Annotated in this window: 17 protein-coding genes and 1 pseudogene; 12 read left to right on the top strand and 6 right to left on the bottom strand. The window is 69.8% G+C overall.

Going from position 1 to position 17977, the window contains the following annotated elements; all coding sequences use genetic code 11:
* Position 1: 1 nt before the first annotated feature.
* Positions 2-529, bottom strand: a complete 528-nt coding sequence (locus ABS78_RS21915; RefSeq protein WP_293384674.1) for a DUF2975 domain-containing protein — start codon at positions 527-529, stop codon at positions 2-4.
* 416 nt (positions 530-945) lie between these two features.
* On the opposite strand from ABS78_RS21915, the gene rdgB reads away from it, so the two are divergent.
* The 3 genes and pseudogenes from rdgB (at position 946) to ABS78_RS21900 (ending at position 2697) form a co-directional block, all read left to right on the top strand.
* Complete coding sequence (gene rdgB, locus ABS78_RS21910; RefSeq protein WP_293384671.1) at positions 946-1545, top strand: RdgB/HAM1 family non-canonical purine NTP pyrophosphatase; 600 nt, start codon at positions 946-948, stop codon at positions 1543-1545.
* Positions 1542-1898 (top strand): annotated as a pseudogene (locus tag ABS78_RS21905) (radical SAM protein); the annotation flags it as partial. The gene rdgB and the pseudogene ABS78_RS21905, both read left to right, overlap by 4 nt.
* A gap of 256 nt (positions 1899-2154) precedes the next feature.
* Positions 2155-2697, top strand: a complete 543-nt coding sequence (locus ABS78_RS21900; protein WP_293384668.1) for a hypothetical protein — start codon at positions 2155-2157, stop codon at positions 2695-2697.
* 10 nt (positions 2698-2707) lie between these two features.
* On the opposite strand, the gene pyrF is transcribed toward ABS78_RS21900, so the two are convergent.
* Complete coding sequence (pyrF, locus tag ABS78_RS21895) at positions 2708-3430, bottom strand: orotidine-5'-phosphate decarboxylase (protein WP_293384666.1); 723 nt, start codon at positions 3428-3430, stop codon at positions 2708-2710.
* A gap of 60 nt (positions 3431-3490) precedes the next feature.
* Here pyrF and ABS78_RS21890 point away from each other — a divergent pair, with 60 nt between their 5' ends.
* Positions 3491-4177 carry a MarC family protein gene (locus tag ABS78_RS21890; protein ID WP_293384663.1) on the top strand — a complete coding sequence of 229 codons (687 nt, stop codon included), beginning with the start codon at positions 3491-3493 and terminating at the stop codon, positions 4175-4177.
* Between the two features lie 9 nt (positions 4178-4186).
* Here the strand turns inward: ABS78_RS21890 and ABS78_RS21885 are convergent, their stop codons facing one another.
* Entirely contained in the window at positions 4187-4987 is an 801-nt protein-coding gene (locus ABS78_RS21885; RefSeq protein ID WP_293384660.1) for an SDR family oxidoreductase, read from the bottom strand.
* A 162-nt stretch (positions 4988-5149) separates the two neighbouring features.
* On the opposite strand from ABS78_RS21885, the gene ABS78_RS21880 reads away from it, so the two are divergent.
* The 3 genes from ABS78_RS21880 to ABS78_RS21870 all read left to right on the top strand — a co-directional run bounded on the left by ABS78_RS21880 (position 5150) and on the right by ABS78_RS21870 (position 8753).
* Entirely contained in the window at positions 5150-7084 is a 1935-nt protein-coding gene (locus ABS78_RS21880; RefSeq protein WP_293384657.1) for a potassium transporter Kup, read from the top strand.
* A gap of 1 nt (position 7085) precedes the next feature.
* Positions 7086-7457, top strand: coding sequence for a hypothetical protein (locus ABS78_RS21875; protein ID WP_293384654.1), 372 nt, complete (start codon positions 7086-7088; stop codon positions 7455-7457).
* A gap of 69 nt (positions 7458-7526) precedes the next feature.
* Positions 7527-8753 carry an argininosuccinate synthase gene (locus ABS78_RS21870; protein WP_293384651.1) on the top strand — a complete coding sequence of 409 codons (1227 nt, stop codon included), beginning with the start codon at positions 7527-7529 and terminating at the stop codon, positions 8751-8753.
* A 72-nt stretch (positions 8754-8825) separates the two neighbouring features.
* Here the strand turns inward: ABS78_RS21870 and ABS78_RS21865 are convergent, their stop codons facing one another.
* A complete protein-coding gene (locus tag ABS78_RS21865) occupies positions 8826-9032 on the bottom strand; it encodes a KTSC domain-containing protein (protein ID WP_293384648.1) in 207 nt (68 codons plus the stop codon).
* A 136-nt stretch (positions 9033-9168) separates the two neighbouring features.
* Between ABS78_RS21865 and ABS78_RS21860 the strand changes: the two genes are divergently transcribed.
* The 5 genes from ABS78_RS21860 (at position 9169) to ABS78_RS21840 (ending at position 14363) form a co-directional block, all read left to right on the top strand.
* On the top strand, positions 9169-9573 hold the full coding sequence (locus ABS78_RS21860; protein ID WP_293384645.1) for an MAPEG family protein: 405 nt from the start codon (positions 9169-9171) through the stop codon (positions 9571-9573).
* 110 nt (positions 9574-9683) lie between these two features.
* A complete protein-coding gene (locus ABS78_RS21855; protein ID WP_293384642.1) occupies positions 9684-10265 on the top strand; it encodes a hypothetical protein in 582 nt (193 codons plus the stop codon).
* Between the two features lie 189 nt (positions 10266-10454).
* Positions 10455-12449 (top strand): caspase family protein, encoded by a 1995-nt coding sequence (locus ABS78_RS21850; protein ID WP_293384639.1) that lies wholly within the window; start codon positions 10455-10457, stop codon positions 12447-12449.
* Positions 12450-12458: 9 nt separating this feature from the next.
* Entirely contained in the window at positions 12459-13898 is a 1440-nt protein-coding gene (locus tag ABS78_RS21845) for a hypothetical protein (protein WP_293384636.1), read from the top strand.
* A gap of 48 nt (positions 13899-13946) precedes the next feature.
* Positions 13947-14363 carry a hypothetical protein gene (locus ABS78_RS21840; protein WP_293384633.1) on the top strand — a complete coding sequence of 139 codons (417 nt, stop codon included), beginning with the start codon at positions 13947-13949 and terminating at the stop codon, positions 14361-14363.
* A 16-nt stretch (positions 14364-14379) separates the two neighbouring features.
* On the opposite strand, the gene ABS78_RS21835 is transcribed toward ABS78_RS21840, so the two are convergent.
* Both ABS78_RS21835 and ABS78_RS21830 read right to left on the bottom strand, forming a co-directional pair.
* On the bottom strand, positions 14380-15432 hold the full coding sequence (locus tag ABS78_RS21835) for a ribonucleotide-diphosphate reductase subunit beta (RefSeq protein ID WP_293384630.1): 1053 nt from the start codon (positions 15430-15432) through the stop codon (positions 14380-14382).
* 232 nt (positions 15433-15664) lie between these two features.
* Positions 15665-17524, bottom strand: a complete 1860-nt coding sequence (locus ABS78_RS21830; protein WP_293384627.1) for a ribonucleoside-diphosphate reductase subunit alpha — start codon at positions 17522-17524, stop codon at positions 15665-15667.
* Positions 17525-17977: the final 453 nt, after the last annotated feature.

Raw genomic sequence — 17977 nt, 5'->3', positions numbered from 1 at the left:
CTCAGATCGTCAGTTCGGCTTCGCGGCGCAGGCGCGCGCCTTCGCGAAAGACCTCGGCCAGGACGAACACCACCAGCACCGAGAACCAGGCGGTCAGGCCGATGTTCGGCTGGCTGCGCTCCACGCCCGGCAGCAGGGCGCCCACGGCCCAGACCGCATAGCGGCCCAGTTCCAGCCCCGCCAGCATCAGGCCGATCAGGCGCAGGCGCGCCACGTTGTCGGGATGGAAGGGATCGCCGGCGGTCAGCGTCGTGAAGATCCGGCGCAGCGAACCCACGATGACCAGGATGCCGGCCAGATAGAGCGCCGCCGCCGCGAGGCCAGCGGTGAGCAGGGGGCCCCGCCGGGCGACTTCGGCGGCCTCGCCTTCGAGGCGGATGGCGCCGAGAAGATCGGGATTGAAGCTCAGCAGCAGCGCCGCGAGCGTGATGAGGGCGAGGACCGCGACACCGATCCAGAGCGCGGCGAAGACCACGTCCAGGATGATCTTCAGGAAGCTCGAAACCGAGCCCGGACCCAAGGCGCGCATCTGTCCTTTCGCTCCCCCTTGTTGCGTCGTGACCCGCCGCGGCGCCGGCGTTCAGCCCTGGGCTGCGCGCGGCCGGGCCGGGGCGGGTCGTTCGACGAAGCGCATCGATCGCACGCCGAACTTAGAGGACGATGGCGCGCGCGGCGATGCTCAGGATCGGCATGGCGGCCAGAACGACCACGAAGCCCATGGCGGTCCGGTCGAGGGTGTTCATCAGGTTGGCAAGCATGAAGGTCTCCAATATTTGTTGCGTTGCAGCATTTTCGAGGTCGAGACACCGCGTCCCGACGGGATTGGAGATACATCCGCATCGATTTTCGATCACGTGAATATCGAGTAACGATATTAAACTTTTGCAATGCAACAACCCCCGACGGGGGCTAGGGTCCGCGGCCTCTGGAGACGGGAGGAACGACATGGCCCTGCGGCTCGAACCCGGCCTGCGCCTGGTGGTGGCGACCCACAATCCCGGCAAGGCCCGCGAACTGGTCGAGATTCTGGATGGCCGGTTCTCCCTGGTGTCGGCGGGCGAACTGGGCCTGCCCGAGCCCGAGGAGACCGAGGCCACCTTCGTCGGCAATGCGCTTCTGAAGGCGCGGGCGGCGGCCGACGCCTCGGGCCTGATCGCCCTGGCCGACGACTCCGGCCTCTCCGTGGCGGCGCTGGACGGGGCGCCGGGCATCTATTCGGCGCGCTGGGCCGGGCCGGAAAAGGACTTCGGCATGGCGATGGCCAAGGTCGAGGAACGCCTGGACGAAGTCGGAGCCGAGGACGTCTCGGCCTGGTTCACCTCGGCCCTGGCGGTCGCCTGGCCCGACGGGCCGGCGGTGGTGGTGGAAGGCCGGATCGACGGGACCCTCACCTTCCCGCCCCGCGGCGACCGGGGGTTCGGCTACGATCCCATCTTCGTTCCGCGGGGCCTGGATCTGACCTTCGGTGAGTTGGAGCCCGCGGTGAAGGACGCCATGAGCCACCGCGCCCGCGCCTTCGAGAAGCTGAAGGCGGCGCTGTTGTGAGCACCCCGTCGCCCGGCCCTCCGCTGGGCGTCTACGTCCATTGGCCCTACTGCGCGCGGATCTGCCCCTATTGCGACTTCAACGTCGTCCGGGCCCGCGGGCGCGAGGCCGAGGCGGCGGATCTGGCTCGCGCCATCGTCGACGACCTGGAGGCCCAGCGGGCGCTGACCGGGCCGCGGTCCCTGGTGTCGGTCTTCTTCGGCGGCGGCACGCCCTCGCTGATGGCGCCGGACCAAGTGGCGGCGATCCTGGACGCGACGCGCCGCCTGTGGACGGCGGCGGGCGACCTGGAGGTCAGCCTGGAAGCCAACCCGACCGACGCCGAGGCCGGACGGTTCGCCGCGCTGGCCGACGCGGGCGTCGACCGGCTTTCGCTGGGACTCCAGTCGCTGCCCCTATTGCGACTTCAACGTCGTCCGGGCCCGCGGGCGCGAGGCCGAGGCGGCGGCGCGCGCCTTTCCCCGCCTGTCCGTCGACCTGATCTACGCCCGGCCCGGACAGACGGTTCGGGCCTGGGCCGACGAACTGAGGGCTGTCGTCGACCTCGGCGCCGAGCATGTTTCGCCCTACCAGCTCACCATCGAGGCCGGCACGGCGTTCGACCGGGCCGTGCGGCGCGGCCTGTTCGCGCCACCGGGCGACGAGGCCGGCGCCGACCTCTACGACGCCACGCAGACCGTGCTCGAGGCCGAGGGCTTCGAGGCCTACGAGGTGTCGAACCATGCGCGCGGTCCGGCGGCGCGCTCACGGCACAATCTGGTCTACTGGCAGGGGCTCGACTACTTGGGCGTGGGCCCGGGCGCCCACGGACGCATCACCCGCGGCGGCGTCCGCGAGGCGACCCGATCACACGACCGGCCCGCGGACTACATCCGCGCGGTGGCCGCCGGCGGCGCCGGCTTCGCCGAATGCGAGGCGCTTAGCCCCGTCGAGGCCGCCGAGGAGCGCCTGCTCAGCGGCCTGCGCATCGCTCGCGGCGTCGGGTTCGACGAGGTCGCGGCGCTGGGCCTCGCCCCGGAACATCCCGTGGTGCGGCGGCTGACGGCCCTGGGCCTCCTGGCCGACGATCCCCTCAGGCTTCGCGCCACGGCCGACGGCCGGCGGCTGCTGGACGGCGTGACCACCGAACTCGCCACGGCGAACCTGGCGTAGGCCGCGCGGCTCAGGCGCCCGCCATCTCCGCGGCGATCCGGCGGGCGGCGGCCGCAGGGTCGTTGGCGGCGGTGATCGGGCGGCCGCAGACGATGTGGCTGGCGCCGGCGGTCAGCGCGTCGCGCGGCGTGGCCGCACGGGCCTGGTCGTTCTTCGCCGACCAGTCGGGCCGCACGCCCGGCGTGACCACCAGGAAATCCCGTCCTCCCAGCGCCCGGGCCAGCGCCGCCTCGTGCGGGCTGGCCACCACGCCGTCGCAACCGGCGGCGATGGCCTGGTGGATACGGCGCTCCACGAGCTGGCGGGCGGTCTCGTGATAGCCCACCTCGCCCAGGTCCTCGTCCGACAGGCTGGTGAGGACGGTGACGGCCAGGATCTTGAGGTTGGACGCGCCGCGCCCGCGCACCGCCGCAGCCATCACCTGGGGCTCCCCGTGGACCGTCAACAGGTCGCAGCCCGACTGCGCCAGCACGGCCGCCGACCGCTGAACGGTGGTGCCGATGTCGTGCAGCTTCCAGTCCAGGAACACCTGCTTGCCCGCCGCCTTCAGTTCGCGCGCCAGCGCCATGCCGTCCGAGGCGAAAAGCTCCAGGCCCACCTTGTAGAACGAGACGGAGTCCCCCAGCGCCTCGGCCATCGCGCGCGCCTCGCCGGCGGACGGCAGGTCCAGGGGCACGATCAGCCGCGGATCGGCCTTGACGGGCGGTTGCGCGAGCGCGGCGGCGGCGGCCATGACGGGGCTCCGTTGGGGGGCGGGGGTTCCGCCGTTGCAGATTTGGGCTAAGCACCTTGCATGAGCCAGGCCGAGTTCGCGGTCAACTTTTTCGTCGCCCTGTTCGCCCTCATCGATCCGGTGGGGAACGTGCCGCTGTTCGCCGCGGCGACGGTCGGGGCGGCGTCGCGCGACCGGGCCTGGATCGCGCTCTACATCTCGCTGTTCGCCCTGGGCTTCCTGACGTTCTTCTTCTTCACGGGCCTCAGCCTGCTGGAGTTCTTCGGCATCTCGCTGCCGGCGTTCCGGATCGCGGGCGGCATCATCCTGTTCCTGCTGGGCCTGGAGATGGCCCGCGACGACTTCACGGCCACCTACGCCGACGCCGCCGACGCGCCTCAGGGCACGGGCCGCGCCGTGGCCCGCAAGCGGTTCGAGCGGATGATCGTGCCGTTCGCCATGCCCCTGCTGATCGGGCCGGGCGCCATCTCCAGCGTCGTGATCTACGCCAGCCAGGCCCGCAACTACGGCCTCCAGGGTGCTGCGGTGGGCGTGGGCGTCATCGCGGCGGTCGCCCTCTCGACCCTGCTCGCCTTCCTGGCGACGCCGATCATCAGCCGGCTGCTGGGTCGGATCGGCCTCACCATCGTGGTGCGCGTTCTGGGCCTGATCCTCTGCGCGCTGGCGATCCAGTTCATCCTTCAGGGCTTCGCCGAGAGCACGAGCGGCTTCATCGTCCCGGCCGTCGCCAACCCCTATGGCCACTGAGCGGTCGCCTCAGGTCTTCCGCACCCGTCCGCCCTGGCCGGCCATGAGGCTGAGAGCCCAGGATTCCGGGATCAGCCGCGCGGCCCCCGTGATGACCTTGTAGACCGCGCCCGGCGTGCAGACCGGCCGGTTCGCCTCCACCGCCCGCCAGCCGTCGGCGACCACGCGATCGGCGTCCAGCCACAGCCAGCGGGGCGTCGAGGCGTCGGCCAGTTCGCGCGTGCCGTTGACGTCGTGGAACTCGGTATAGGTGAAGCCCGGGCACAGCGCGCTGACGTGGACGCCCTGCGCGCGGCCTTCCAGGTGCAGGCTCTGCGAGAAGCGGATCAGGAAGGCCTTGGACGCGGCGTACAGCGTGTGCCCGGCCGCGGCCGGCAGCAGGCCCGCCACCGAGGCCACGTTGACGATCCGGCCATAGCCGCGCTCGCCCATCCCCGGCCCCACGCGGTGCGCCAGTTCGCAGGGCGCGGTCACCATCACCTGCACGAAATCCGCCTGGTCGGCCCAGCGCGTGTCGGCGAACGTCCCCGACAGACCGTAGCCCGCGTTGTTGATCAGCACGTCGACGCTACGGCCGGCGTCCGCGATCTCGCCCAGGACCGCCTCCGGCGCCTCGGGCCGGGCCAGGTCGGCGGCCACGCTCAGGACCTCGACGCCGTGACGGTCCCGCAGATCGCCGGCCAGCGCCTCCAGCCGGTCGGCCCGCCGCGCGGTGAGCGCAAGGTCGAAGCCCCGCGCCGCCAGATGGCGCGCGAACGCCGCCCCCAGGCCCGCGGAAGCGCCCGTCACGAGCGCCAGACGCCTTGTCATCGAACATCTCCCTCTTCCGGCCGGGCTGTCATGGCCGGGCTGCGACACACCGGCGCCCCGCCTGCGATTGAACGGCGCCTGGATTGGGTGTATTCGCGCCCGCCGCGACGGCATAGGGCCGCCTTGGAGTCCCCGCCCCGCGGGGCTCTCCGGAGACATCGGATGGCTGACCAGGCCGTCGACGCTCAGAAAGCGTCCGAAGACACGTCGCCCTCCGGGAACGGTCACCCCCGCAAGGAAGGATTCTGGGCGCTCGCGCTCGGGTCCATCGGCGTGGTGTTCGGCGACATCGGCACCAGCCCGCTCTACGCCATGCGCGTCGCCCTCGCGAACACCGAGAGCGGCGGGGCCGAGCGCGCGACGGTGCTGGGGGTGGTCTCCCTGATCACCTGGGCGCTGATCGTCATCGTGACGATCAAGTACGTCGTCTTCCTCATGCGCGCCGACAACAAGGGCGAGGGCGGCACGCTCGCGCTCATGGCCCTGGCCCAGCGCGTGACTGAAGGCCGCCGATCGTTCGTCCTGCTCGCCCTGGGCATGCTGGGCGCGGCGCTGTTCTACGCAGATGGGGTGCTGACCCCCGCCGTCTCCGTGGTCAGCGCCGTCGAGGGCCTCAAGCTCGCGCCCGGCATCGGACCGTCGATGGCGCCCTATGTCCTGCCGATCTCCGTGGCCATCCTCATCGCGCTGTTCGCGCTCCAGTCGCGGGGCACCGCCAGCGTGGGGCGGTTCTTCGGACCCATCACGCTGCTGTGGTTCCTGACGCTGGGTTGGCTCGGAGCCATCCACATCTCGGACGACCCGACGATCCTCCACGGCCTCCTGCCCCACCACGGCGTGCTGATGCTGATCGACAACGGCCTGCTGGGCTTCCTGATCCTGGGCGGGGTGTTCCTGGCCGTGACGGGCGCCGAGGCGCTGTACGCCGACATGGGCCATTTCGGCCGAGGCCCGCTGCGCGCCGCCTGGGCGCTGGTCGTCCTGCCCTGCCTGCTGCTGAACTACTTCGGCCAGGGCGCGCTGGTGCTGGCCCATCCCGAGTCGCGCGTGAACCCCTTCTTCGAGATGATCCCCGAGGCCGCCTTCTGGCCGGTTCTCGCGCTCGCCACCGCCGGGACGATCATCGCCAGCCAGGCCGTCATCACCGGCGCCTTCTCGGTCACCCAGCAGGCGGTCCAGCTCGGCCTGTTCCCCCGCATCGACATCCGCCGCACCAGCGAGACCCAGGCGGGCCAGATCTACGTTCCCCAGGTCAACATCATGATGCTGGTGGGCGTGCTGATCCTGGTGGCGCTGTTCCGGACCTCCGACCACCTGGCCGCGGCCTACGGGATCGCCGTCACCGGCGCGATGCTGGTCGACACCCTGCTGTTCTTCTTCATCATCCGCCACATGTGGAAGCGCCCGGCGTGGCAGGCCGTGCTGGGCGCGGGCGCCTTCGGCCTCGTGGACGTGGTCTTCGTGGGCGCCAACCTCCTGAAGATCCCCCAGGGCGCCTGGGCGCCCCTGCTGATCAGCGGCGGTCTCGTGCTCGTGATGTGGACCTGGACCCGCGGCGCCCAGATCCTGGCCGAGAAGACCCGCCGCGACTCGGTCTCGCTGGTCGAGCTGGCCGACATCCTCAAGGCGCGCGCGCCGCACCGCGCGCCGGGGACGGCGGTCTTCCTCACCTCGGATCCCGACACCGCGCCGGTGGCGCTGATGCACAACCTCAAGCACAACAAGGTGCTGCACGAGAAGAACATCATCCTCACCGTCCACACCGCCGAGACGCCGCGGGTCCGCGAGGACGACCGCGTCCGGATCGATGCGGTGAACGACGATTTCAAGACGCTGGAGATCCGTTACGGCTTCATGGAGAGCCCCAACATCCCCAAGGCGCTGGGCCAGTGCCGCAAGCTGGGCCTGAAGTTCGACATCATGGCCACCTCGTTCTTCCTGGGACGCCGCTCGGTGGTGCCGTCGGCCCAGTCGGGCATGCCCCTGTGGCAGGACAAGCTGTTCATCTTCCTGATGAAGAACGCCGCCAACCCGACCGACTTCTACAAGATCCCGCCCGGCCGCGTGGTCGAGATGGGCGCCCAGGTGACGGTCTGAGATGTCGCTGGATCTCCTGGCCATCCTCGGGGACGCCGTCTGGATCTTCGTGATGGCGACCATCGCCTCGGCGACCCGCCGCGCGGTGAAGACGATTCCCGCCGACGCGCGCCTGCCGATGCAGTGGGGCGCGGGCGGCAGGCCCGGCTGGCGCGCCCGGCGCAATCCGGCCTTCGCCCTCGCCGTGGGCCTCCCGCTGATCGTGGGGCTGGGACTCTCCGCCGCCGCCCGCGCGCCCGGCCTGGACGCGAGCGATCCCCTGGTCCTCTTCCTGGTGCGCATGGCCATCGCGCCGGTGTTCGCCCTGGTCCACATGCTGTGGCTGCGCGCCGTCGTGCGCACGCTGGACGCCGAAGGCGCGCTTAGGCCTTGAACCCGCCCGCCGCGTGCCCTTAAAGGCGCGCGACCGATTCACCCCTCGCCCGAAGGCTTCCGCACGCTCATGGCCGATCAGCCCGTCAAGAAGGTCGTCCTCGCCTATTCCGGCGGCCTCGACAGCTCCACCATCGTCAAGTGGCTCCAGACCGAGCTGGGCGCCGAGGTGGCGACCTTCACGGCCGACCTGGGCCAGGGCGAGGAGGTCGAGCCCGCGCGCCACAAGGCCATCACCCTGGGCGTGAAGCCCGAGTACGCCTTCGTCGAGGACGTGCGCGAGGAGTTCGTGCGCGACTACATCTTCCCGATGTTCCGGGCCAACACGGTCTACGAGGGCCAGTACCTGCTGGGCACCTCGATCGCGCGGCCGCTGATCGCCAAGAAGCAGATCGAGATCGCCCGGAAGATCGGCGCCGACGCCGTCGCCCACGGCGCGACCGGCAAGGGCAACGACCAGGTGCGCTTCGAGATCGCCTACTATGCGCTCGAACCCGACATCCACGTCGTGGCCCCCTGGCGCGAGTGGGACTTCAAGAGCCGCGAGGCCCTGCTGGACTTCGCCGAGAAGCACCAGATCCCGATCACCAAGGACAAGCGCGGCGAGGCGCCCTTCAGCGTCGACGCCAACCTTCTGCACTCCTCCTCCGAGGGGAAGGTGCTGGAAGACCCTGCCGTCGAGGCCCCCGAGTTCGTCCACATGCGCACGATCTCGCCCGAGGCGGCGCCCGACAAGCCCACCGTCTTCACGATGGACTTCGAGAACGGCGACCCCGTGGCCATCGACGGCCAGAAGCTGTCGCCCGCCGCCCTGCTGACCAAGCTGAACCAGCTCGGTCACGACAACGGCGTGGGCCGCCTGGACCTGGTCGAGAACCGCTATGTCGGGATGAAGTCGCGGGGCGTCTACGAGACGCCCGGCGGCACGATCCTGCTCCACGCCCACCGCGGCATGGAATCGATCACGCTCGACCGGGGCGCCATGCACCTGAAGGACGAGCTGATGCCGAAGTACGCATCGCTCATCTACAACGGCTTCTGGTTCGCGCCCGAGCGCGAGATGCTCCAGGCCGCCATCGACCTGTCGCAGAAGAACGTCACCGGTCAGGTGCGGGTGAAGCTCTACAAGGGCAACGTCACCGTGATCGGCCGCACCTCGCCCTACTCCCTCTACGACCAGGAACTGGTCACCTTCGAGGAGGGTAAGGTCGCCTACGACCACCGCGACGCGGCGGGCTTCATCAAGCTCAACGCCCTGCGCCTGCGCGTGGCCGCCAAGCGCGACAAGCGGGGCTGACCGGGGAGGCGCGTCCCGACAGACGTGGCGCGCCTCTGTTCGACTCCCGAAGTTCGACGCCCGAAAGACCGCTCAGCTCGTCAGCCGGTTGTAGGGGTAGCAGTCCCGGATCTCGGCCAGGAAGAACCGACCTTTGGAGTCGGCGTCCAGAAACGAGCGGCAGACCTCACGAGGGACGCCGACGTAGACGTAGCGTTCTCCGCTGGCGAAGCGGACGAACAGCTTCGCGCGCTCGCCGTCGTAGTCGATCGTCCGGATGGCGGTCGAGTCCACGTCCATGTCCGTGTCCTCCCTGCGATGCGAAAGACAACCCGGCGCGGCGGCGGCCGGTTCCCAGCGCGCCGATAAGGCGCCAAGGTCCCGCTTGCAAGGCGGCGCGCGTCCGCCGGACCACGAGGGACCAACGGGGGGAACCATGCCGTCTCACGCCTATGTCGCCATCGTCACGCTGCTGGCGCTCCTCACCTATTTCTGGATGGGCCTCCAGGTAGGACGGGCGCGGGGCAGGAGCGGGATCGCCGCGCCGGCCATGACCGGCGATCCGGTGCTCGAACGCGCCATCCGCGCGCACGTGAACACCCTGGAATGGCTGCCGCTGTTCCTCGTGCCGCTCTGGCTGTTCGCCATCTACTGGAGCGACCTCGTCGCCGCGATCGTGGGTCTGGTCTGGATCGTGGGCCGCATCCTGTATCAGCGGGGCTATGTGGCCGATCCCAGGAAGCGGGAGCTGGGCTTCATGATCCAGGCTCTGGCGGTCGCCGTGCTGCTGTTCGGGTCGCTGGGCCGGCTGGTGTATGTGCTGGCGGTGACGGGAGCGTGAGGGCCGCAAGCGCAACCACAATTGCGGCCAGGTGTTGTGATGATTACGTCTTCCTCGGTAGGGACGCTTCCGGAATGCCCTTGAGGGACGTGCGAGTTCGAGAACTGAAAATGTCCAGGAAATCCATCGTCGCCGCCGTCGCCGTGGTCCTCGCGGCCGGCCTCGCCGCCTGCGCCACGCCCACGCCGTATCAGCCGGCCGCGCCGGGCTCATCGACTTCGGGCGGCTACTCCGAGGTTCGGCTGGAGCCCAACCGCTTCCGCGTCAACTTCGCCGGCAACACGCTCACCAGCCGCGAGACCGTGGAGGGCTACCTCCTGTTCCGCGCCGCGGAACTGACCGTCCAGAACGGCTACGACTGGTTCTCGGTGATCGAGCGCGACACCGACCGCAAGTCGCGGACCTACGTCGAGCCCGATCCCATCTACCGGCCCTGGTACGGCAGCTACGGCTTCTGGCGGCCCTCGTGGCGCTACTATGGGCGCGGGTACGGCTGGCGCGGCTGGGACCCCTTCTGGGGCGACCCCTTCTGGGCCGACCGGGTGGACGTCCGCACCGTCGAGCGGTTCGAGGCCTCGGCCGAGATCGTGATGGAGCGGGGCGCCAAGCCGCAGGGCGAGGCCCGCGCCTTCGACGCCCGGGCGGTGATCGAGAATCTCCGGCCCCGCGTGCAATATCCCGCCGCAAAGTAGGCGTTCGCCGCGCCTCCGAACGGGTTCGTCGCACGAATAACCTTGGTGACCGTCGCACGCTTGATCGCGTCGCGGCGGTCATGCTTGGCTTTTTCGGCTATGATGCCGGCGTTCGGCTGGAGGGTGACAGTGATGCGTTTGGCGGTGCGGCCCCGCTCTGACCGGCGTCGGGGCCAACATTCCTCGACCATGCGCTGGACCGCGGTGGTGATCGCCGTGGCCCTCAACGCCACCGCCGCGGGCGGCGCCTGGGCGGCGCAGAAGGTCGCCCTGGTGATCGGCGTCTCCAAGTACGACAAGGTCCCAAGCCTCGCGAACCCGGCCCGCGACGCCAAGCTGGTCCAGCAGACGCTCCAGAAACTGGGCTTCGAGGTGAAGGTCCTGATGGATCCCAGCCGTCTCCAGCTCATCGAAGGCCTGGGCGACTTCGAGTCCGCAGCCCAGGGGTCCGAGGCGGCGATCATCTACTACGCCGGCCACGGCGCCATGATCGACGGCGTCAACTACCTGCTGCCTAAGGACGCCATCATCAACAGCAAGACGGCCCTGACCTCCAGTTCGCTGGAATCGTCCAGCCTGGGCCGCTCCCTGACCGGGGCGAAGTCGGTCCGGCTGATCATCCTGGACGCCTGCCGCAACAATCCTACCGCCACCCGCAGCATCGGGGGCGGCACGCGGGGTCTGGCCCGCGAGAGCAGCAACGCCAACGTCCAGGTCGTCACCCTGATGGCCGCCGGGCCGGGCGAAGTGGCCCAGGACGGCGCGACCGGCAACAGCCCCTTCGCCATCGCGCTGACCCAGGGCATGACCCGTCCCGGCATCACGGTCGGCGAGCTGCCCAGCTACGTCCAGGCCGAGGTCGAGCGGATGACCGAAGGCCAGCAGACGCCGGACCTCCAGGGCATCTGGCCCAACGTGCACTGGAGCTTCGATCCCAAGGGCCGCACCCAGCTGGCCGCGGCGCCGGCCGCCGACCTGACCAAGATCAAGTGGGAGAAGGACCAGGTCTTCTGGACCTCGATCAAGGATTCGGACGATCCGGCAGACTTCAAGGCCTACATGGACGCCCAGGACCGGGGCGAGATCACGGGCTCGTTCCGCAAGCTGGCGTCCAACCGCATCCGGGCGCTGGAACGCCAGCCGGTGGGCTCGTTCCAGGTGGCTTCGCGCTCGGCCGCGCCGGGGCAGGACCTCGTCGCCTCGGCCCGGGACGCCTTCGCCCGCGGCGACCACCGCGCGGCCGCGCGCGACTGGAACGCCGCCGCGGGCATGGGCAACGGCGCGGCGATGTACAATCTCGGCGTCATGGCCCTGACGGGCCAGGGCGCGCCCAAGGACGTGGCGGCCGCCGCGAAGTGGTTCAAGGCGTCGGCCGACGCGGGGCATTCGGGCGGCATGGTCAACTGGGCGCTCTGCCGGCTGAACGGCTTCGGCACGGCGCGCGACGAGGCGGACGGCGTCCGCTGGCTCCAGACCGCCGCCGAGCGGGGCTCGGCCACCGCCATGGGGATGCTGGGCGAGACCTACCTCCGCGGTCGCGGCGTCCAGACCGACGCCCGACAGGCCGCCGGCTGGCTTCAGAAAGCGGTGGACGCCGGCGACGGACCCGCCATCGCGCAACTCGGCGACCTGTATGAACGCGGCCAGGGCGTACCGCGCGACGCGCGCCGGGCCTTCGGTCTCTACCAGCGGGCGGCGGTCGCCGGCGACACCGACGCCATGGTTCGGCTGGGCTACGCCTACGAGGACGGCGAGGCGATCGCCAAGGACGAGATCCAGGCCGCCACCTGGTATCAGCGCGCCGCCGAGCTGGGGAACAGCGAGGGCATGTCCAGCCTGGCCGTCATGCTGGAAACGGGCGCGGGCCTGCCTCAGGACTATGGCCGGGCCGCCGAGTACTATAGGTTGGCGGCGCAGGCTGGCGATGCGCGCGGTTATCTTGGCCTGGGCAGCCTGACGGCGCGGGGCGCCGGCGTGTCGGCCAATCCGGGGGAAGCGGTGCGCCTGTTCCAGGCGGCGGCCGACCGGGGCAGCGCGCTGGCCATGCGCAACCTGGCGATCATGTACGAGTCCGGCCAGGGCGTGCGCGCCGACCGGAAGCGTTCGGTCGACTGGTACCGCAAGGCCGCCGCCGCGGGAGACGACGTCTCCAGGGAGGAGTTGGCGCGCCTCGGCGTGCGATAGGGGGTTTCGATGGAGTACTCGCGCAGGTTCCGGCTCGCGGTCAGCGTGGTCGCCCTTCTCAGCATGAACGCGCAGCCGTCGTGGGCGCAGCGGGGCGGGCGCGATACGGTCCTGAACGCCTGCGACACCCAGCGCGCGCCGCTCGTCAGGCTCGACAAGGAGTACGACGACCTCAAGCGCTCGAAGATGAGCGCGGCGATCGGCGAAGGGCTGAAGACCGGGGCCATGGTGCTGGCCAAGGGCGTCATGAGCGGCCAGATCGGCGGCCGGGCCACCGGGGGCGGGTTCGGCGGCCTGAGCAGCGGCTTCGGCAGCGTGGGCGGCATCATGGGCGCCGTGGGCGGCATGGCCATGCAGAGCGCCGCCCAGCAGCAGGCCGGCGCCCCGGCGGCGGCGCCCAACGCGGGCATGATGTTCGGCCAGGACATGCTGACCGGCGCCATGGGCCTCAACGTGCCCGGCATCAGCAACGTGGGCTTCAGCGGGGGCGACAACACCAAGGCCTATGCCGCGCTGGCGGTGCTGGTGGCCATCGTCGCCACGGCCGACGCCTACGCCAAGCTCAAGGAGCAGGAAGCCGGCGGCGACCTGAAGAAGGCCTCGTTCAACATCGACCAGGACGCCGGACGCCAGCTCGCCGTCAGCCGCGAGATCGCCAGCAGCGGCCAGGCGCTGGTGGAGTGCCGCGCCACCCAGCTCGAGGACATCAACACCCGCCTGGCCAGCGCCAGCACCGACAAGGACCGCCGCGCGATCCGGCGCGAACGAACCGACCTGATCGGCGCGCTGAAGAAGGACATCGACGTCACCGGGTCGGTGGTCGACCAGCACACGGGCATGGCCAAGACCTTCACCCAGGGACGGGCCATGACCGACAACGCCTCCGAGGCCGACGTGCTCGGCAATCAGACGCCCGCCTATGCCTCGGCGGCCGCGACGACGCGCCTGTCGATGCAGGCGGGCCCGGCGCCCGCCGGCGGACCGCAGCAGGCGGCGCCTCCGCCCGCCGCCCCGCCGCCCGCGCTGGTGGCCGTCCGCGCCGCCGTGCTGCGCTCGGCGCCCGTCGCCTCGGCCGCGCCGGTGCGCAACCTGCCGGTCGGAACCTCGATCCAGGCCAAGACCTCGCAGGCCGAGGGCGGCTGGTGGGAAGTCGACGTGGGCGGCGCCACAGGCTTCGTCCGCGCCGCCGAGGTGGGTCCGCCCGGCTCGGCTCCGGTGCAACAGGCGGCCGCGGGGCGCAACGCTTGGGGCAAGGCGACGCCGGCGGCGAAGGCTCCGCCGCCGCCCGCAGTGGCCGGTCCCACGAACATCCGCGCCTACAACCAGTCGGTCATCGCCGCCCGCACCGACGGCAAGGACCGGCTCTCGGCCCTGATGACCGACATCCAGAGCGCCCAGCGCCGTGAGAGCGTGCTCTACGCCATGCTCGCGAACCTGGGCCGGAGCTAGGCGAGGATCGCCCTTCCTTGCGGCCGCGGGGCGAACTAGGGTCCGGCCATGATCTGGTCGATGCCCCGCCCCGTGCTTCAGCTCGTCGCGTGCCTGCTCGGGCTCGCGTCCGTGGGCGCCTTCGCGATGGGGATCGTCACGGCCCAGCCGCCCGGCCGCCTGCCCGGCGAAGCCGCGGGCGGGGTGGACGCCGAGATCCTCCAGGCCCAGGACGCCACGCCCCTGGTGGACGAACGCATCGAGGGCCGGCCCGAGCCCGAGGAGCTGACGCCCGAGGAGAAGGCCGCGCTGGACGCCGAGAAGAAGGCCAAGGCCGAGGCCGAAGCGCTCGCCAAGGCGGAGGCGGCCAAGGGCGCGCCCGCCGGTCCGGAATCGGTGGTGACGCCGATCGCCCCGCCGCCGCCGGTCGCCAAGGCCGAGCCCGTCGCCCCGCCGCAGCCCAAGCTGGAAGAGCCGGTCTTCTGACCGGGCCCGCGGCGGATCACTCCGCCGGGAGGACGTTCTCTCCGCGGCGCGACATCATGCGGTCGAACTCGGACCAGACGCCTTCGCCGCCATGCCACTGGCCGCGCGTCGCGGCCTTCGAGTACTCGGTCGAGCGGGCCTCGAAGAAGTTGGCGTGCTCCACGCCCGACAGCATCGACTGCAGCCAGGGCAGCGGGTTCTCCTTGACGCCGTAGACCTCGGGCAGGGCCAGCTGCCGCAGCCGCCAGTCGGCGATGAAGCGGATGTACTGCTTGATGTCGTCGGGCGTCATGCCCTGGACCTCGCCGGCCTCGAACGCGAGGTCGATGAACTTGTCCTCCAGGCCCACGACGGTGCGGCAGCAGTCGACGATGTCGTCCGCCACGGCCTTGGTGACCGCCCCCGTCTCCTTGTTGAAGGCGTGGTAGAGCTTGATGATCCCCTCGCAGTGTAGGCTCTCGTCGCGCACCGACCACGAGACGATCTGGCCCATGCCCTTCATCTTGTTGTGGCGCGGGAAGTTCATCAGCATCGCGAACGACGCGAAGAGCTGCAGCCCCTCGGTGAAGCCCCCGAACATCGCCAGCGTGCGGCAGATGTCGGCGTCCGACTCCACGCCGAACTGCTGCATGTAGTCGTGCTTGTCGCGCATGGCCTGGAAGTCGAGGAAGGCCGTGAACTCGGCGTCGGGCATGCCGATCGTCTCGAGCAGCAGCGCGTAGGCGGCGATGTGGATCGTCTCCATGTTGGAGAACGCGCTCAGCATCATCTTCACCTCGGTGGGTTTGAAGACGCGGCTGTACCGCTCCATGTAGTTGTCGTTCACCTCGACGTCCGACTGGGTGAAGAAGCGGAAGATCTGGGTGAGCAGGTTCCGCTCGCGGTCGTTCAGCTTGGAGGCCCAGTCCTTCAGGTCCTCGCCGAGGGGCACTTCCTCGGGCATCCAGTGGACCTGCTGCTGCTTCTTCCAGAAGTCGTACGCCCAGGGATACCGGAACGGCTTGTAGGCGTAGGACGGGGTCAGGAGGCCTGGAAGCTGGCGGATGTTGGGATCGGACTTCGCGGTCATCGAGTCGCCTGCCTCGTCTGGAGTTGCGTTAAGAGTGTATCAACATCTTGTGGTCGGCAAGCATGGGAACCACGTCATTTAGGGTTTTCCAGAGGAAGTCGGACGACCCGGTGGATATCTCCCGGAAAGTTCTGACGACAGTCCGACAGCCAGCCGGCCGGCCGCGCAGCGACGACGCCACGCACACCTGACGGCCCGACTCCTTGAGGGCCAACCTACCGGCAGGCCTACCCTACTGACAGGCGAGGCATTCCTCGTAGTCGGTCTTGCCTTCGATGCGGAGTTCGCCGACCTCGACCGTCTCGCCGCCGGCGTGCGCGGCGCGCTGCACCGACTTGGAGCGCAGGTAGTAGAGCGACTTGCAGCCGCGCTCCCAGGCCTGCCAGTGCAGCATGTGCAGATCCCACTTCTCCACGTCGCCGGGGAGGAAGAGGTTCACCGACTGGGACTGGCAGATGTCGGGCGTGCGGTCGGCCGCCAGCTCCACCACCCAGCGCTGATCGATCTCGAAGGCGGTCTTGTAGACGTCCTTCTCGTCCTGGCTGAGGAAATCGAGGTGCTGGACCGAGCCCTCGTTGGCCAGGATCTGATCCCAGACGGCCGAGGTGTTCCGGCCCTTCTCGTCCAGCAGCTTCTCCAGGTAGGGGTTCTTCACCGCGAAGGTCCCGGACAGGGTCTTGTGGGTGTAGATGTTGGCCGGGATCGGCTCGATGCCCGCCGAGGCGCCGCCGCAGATGATCGAGATCGAGGCCGTCGGCGCGATGGCCAGCTTGTGGGAAAAGCGCTCCATGGCGCCGCGCTCGGCCGCGTCGGGGCACGGGCCGCGCTCGGCCGCCAGCTTGCGCGAGGCCGCGTCGCACTGGCGGCGCAGGGTCTTGAAGAGCCGCATGTTCCAGCTCTTGGCCATGGCGCTCTCGAACGGGACGTTCTGCGCCTGGAGGAACGAGTGGAAGCCCATGAGGCCCAGGCCCACGCTGCGCTCGCGGCGGGCGGCGTAGACGGCGTTCTTCATCTCGGGCGGCGCCCGGCCGATGAAGTCCTCCAGCACGTTGTCGAGGAAGCGCATGACGTCCTCGATGAAGGTCGGATGGTCGCGCCATTCCAGGAACGTCTCGGCGTTGACCGACGACAGGCAGCAGACGGCGGTCCGCTCCAGGCCCTGATGGTCCTTGCCGGTGTGCAGCATGATCTCGGAGCACAGGTTCGACTGGCGCACCGACAGGCCCAGCTCGCGCTGGTGCTGCGGCATGGCGCGGTTCACCGTGTCGGAGAAGATCAGGTAGGGCTCGCCGGTCTGGAGCCGGATCTCGAGGATCTTCTGCCACAGCGAGCGGGCGTCCACCTCGCGGATCACCTCGTCTGTCTTGGGCGAGCGCAGGCCGAACATCGCCCCGTCGCGGACGGCCTCCATGAACGCGTCGGTGATGTTGATGCCGTGGTGGAGATTCAGGCTCTTGCGGTTGAAGTCGCCCGACGGCTTCCGGATCTCGAGGAACTCCTCGATCTCAGGGTGATGGATGTCGAGGTAGACGGCGGCCGAGCCGCGGCGCAGCGAGCCCTGGCTGATGGCCAGCGTCAGAGAATCCATCACGCGGATGAAGGGGATGATGCCGCTGGTCTGGCCCGCGCCCTTCACCTTCTCGCCGATCGAGCGGACGCCGCCCCAGTAGGTGCCGATGCCGCCGCCGTTCGAGGCCAGGGCCACGTTCTCGTTCCAGACGCTCTGGATGCCCTGGAGGTTGTCGGGCACCGCGTTCAGGAAGCACGAGATGGGCAGGCCACGGTCGGCGCCGCCGTTCGACAGGACCGGCGTCGCCGGCATGAACCACAGGTTCGAGATGTAGTCGTAGATGCGCTGGGCGTGGTCGGCGTCGTCGGCGTAGGCCGTCGCGACGCGCGCGAACATGTCCTGATAGCTCTCGCCCGGCAGAAGGTAGCGGTCTTCGAGAGTCGTTTTGCCGAAGTCGGTCAGCAACGCGTCGCGCGACCGGTCGACCTCGACCTTGCGGACGAGCTGGAGTTGCGGGCGCGCCTTCTCGGGCGCAACCCGTTCAGAAGTCTCGGCAATCCCAACCTTCGCCGCTTCACTCATGTCCCTGCCTTTGCCCCATGACCCGGCCCCTTGCCGCGTCAGCCCTACATGTTGTGGTTCTGCCCCCCGAACCAGCCCACATATGGACACATGAGCCCCCCGGACTCGTCAATGAGGCGAGCCCGGCGTCCCCAAACTTTTTCGCTAACGAGGGATTAACGCGCCGCCGCACCCCCTCGGGGGCGCCCAATGCGTCGGCGCCGGCCTCACGAGAGTGTGAACAGCGGTGCGGCGGGGCGGAACCGCGGACGGGATGGCGTGGGAATGCCGTCTCTGAGTCAGTTTGGAACCACGGAAAACACGGAAAACACGGAAGGGGCCCGCAAGGGGCCTGGTTGTCCTGAGCCTCCGCGCGAGCGGAGGCTCCGTCATGGGACCGCGGAAAACGCGGAAGGGCGCGGAAAGCGCAGCTTCGCCTTCCGCGTCTCTCCGCGGGCTTCCGCGGTTCTCGGC

The organism is Phenylobacterium sp. SCN 70-31, assembly GCF_001724605.1.
Classification (GTDB): Bacteria; Pseudomonadota; Alphaproteobacteria; order Caulobacterales; family Caulobacteraceae; genus Phenylobacterium.
Note: the sequence above shows the minus strand (reverse complement) of the source record. Positions and strands in the feature narration are given on the sequence as shown.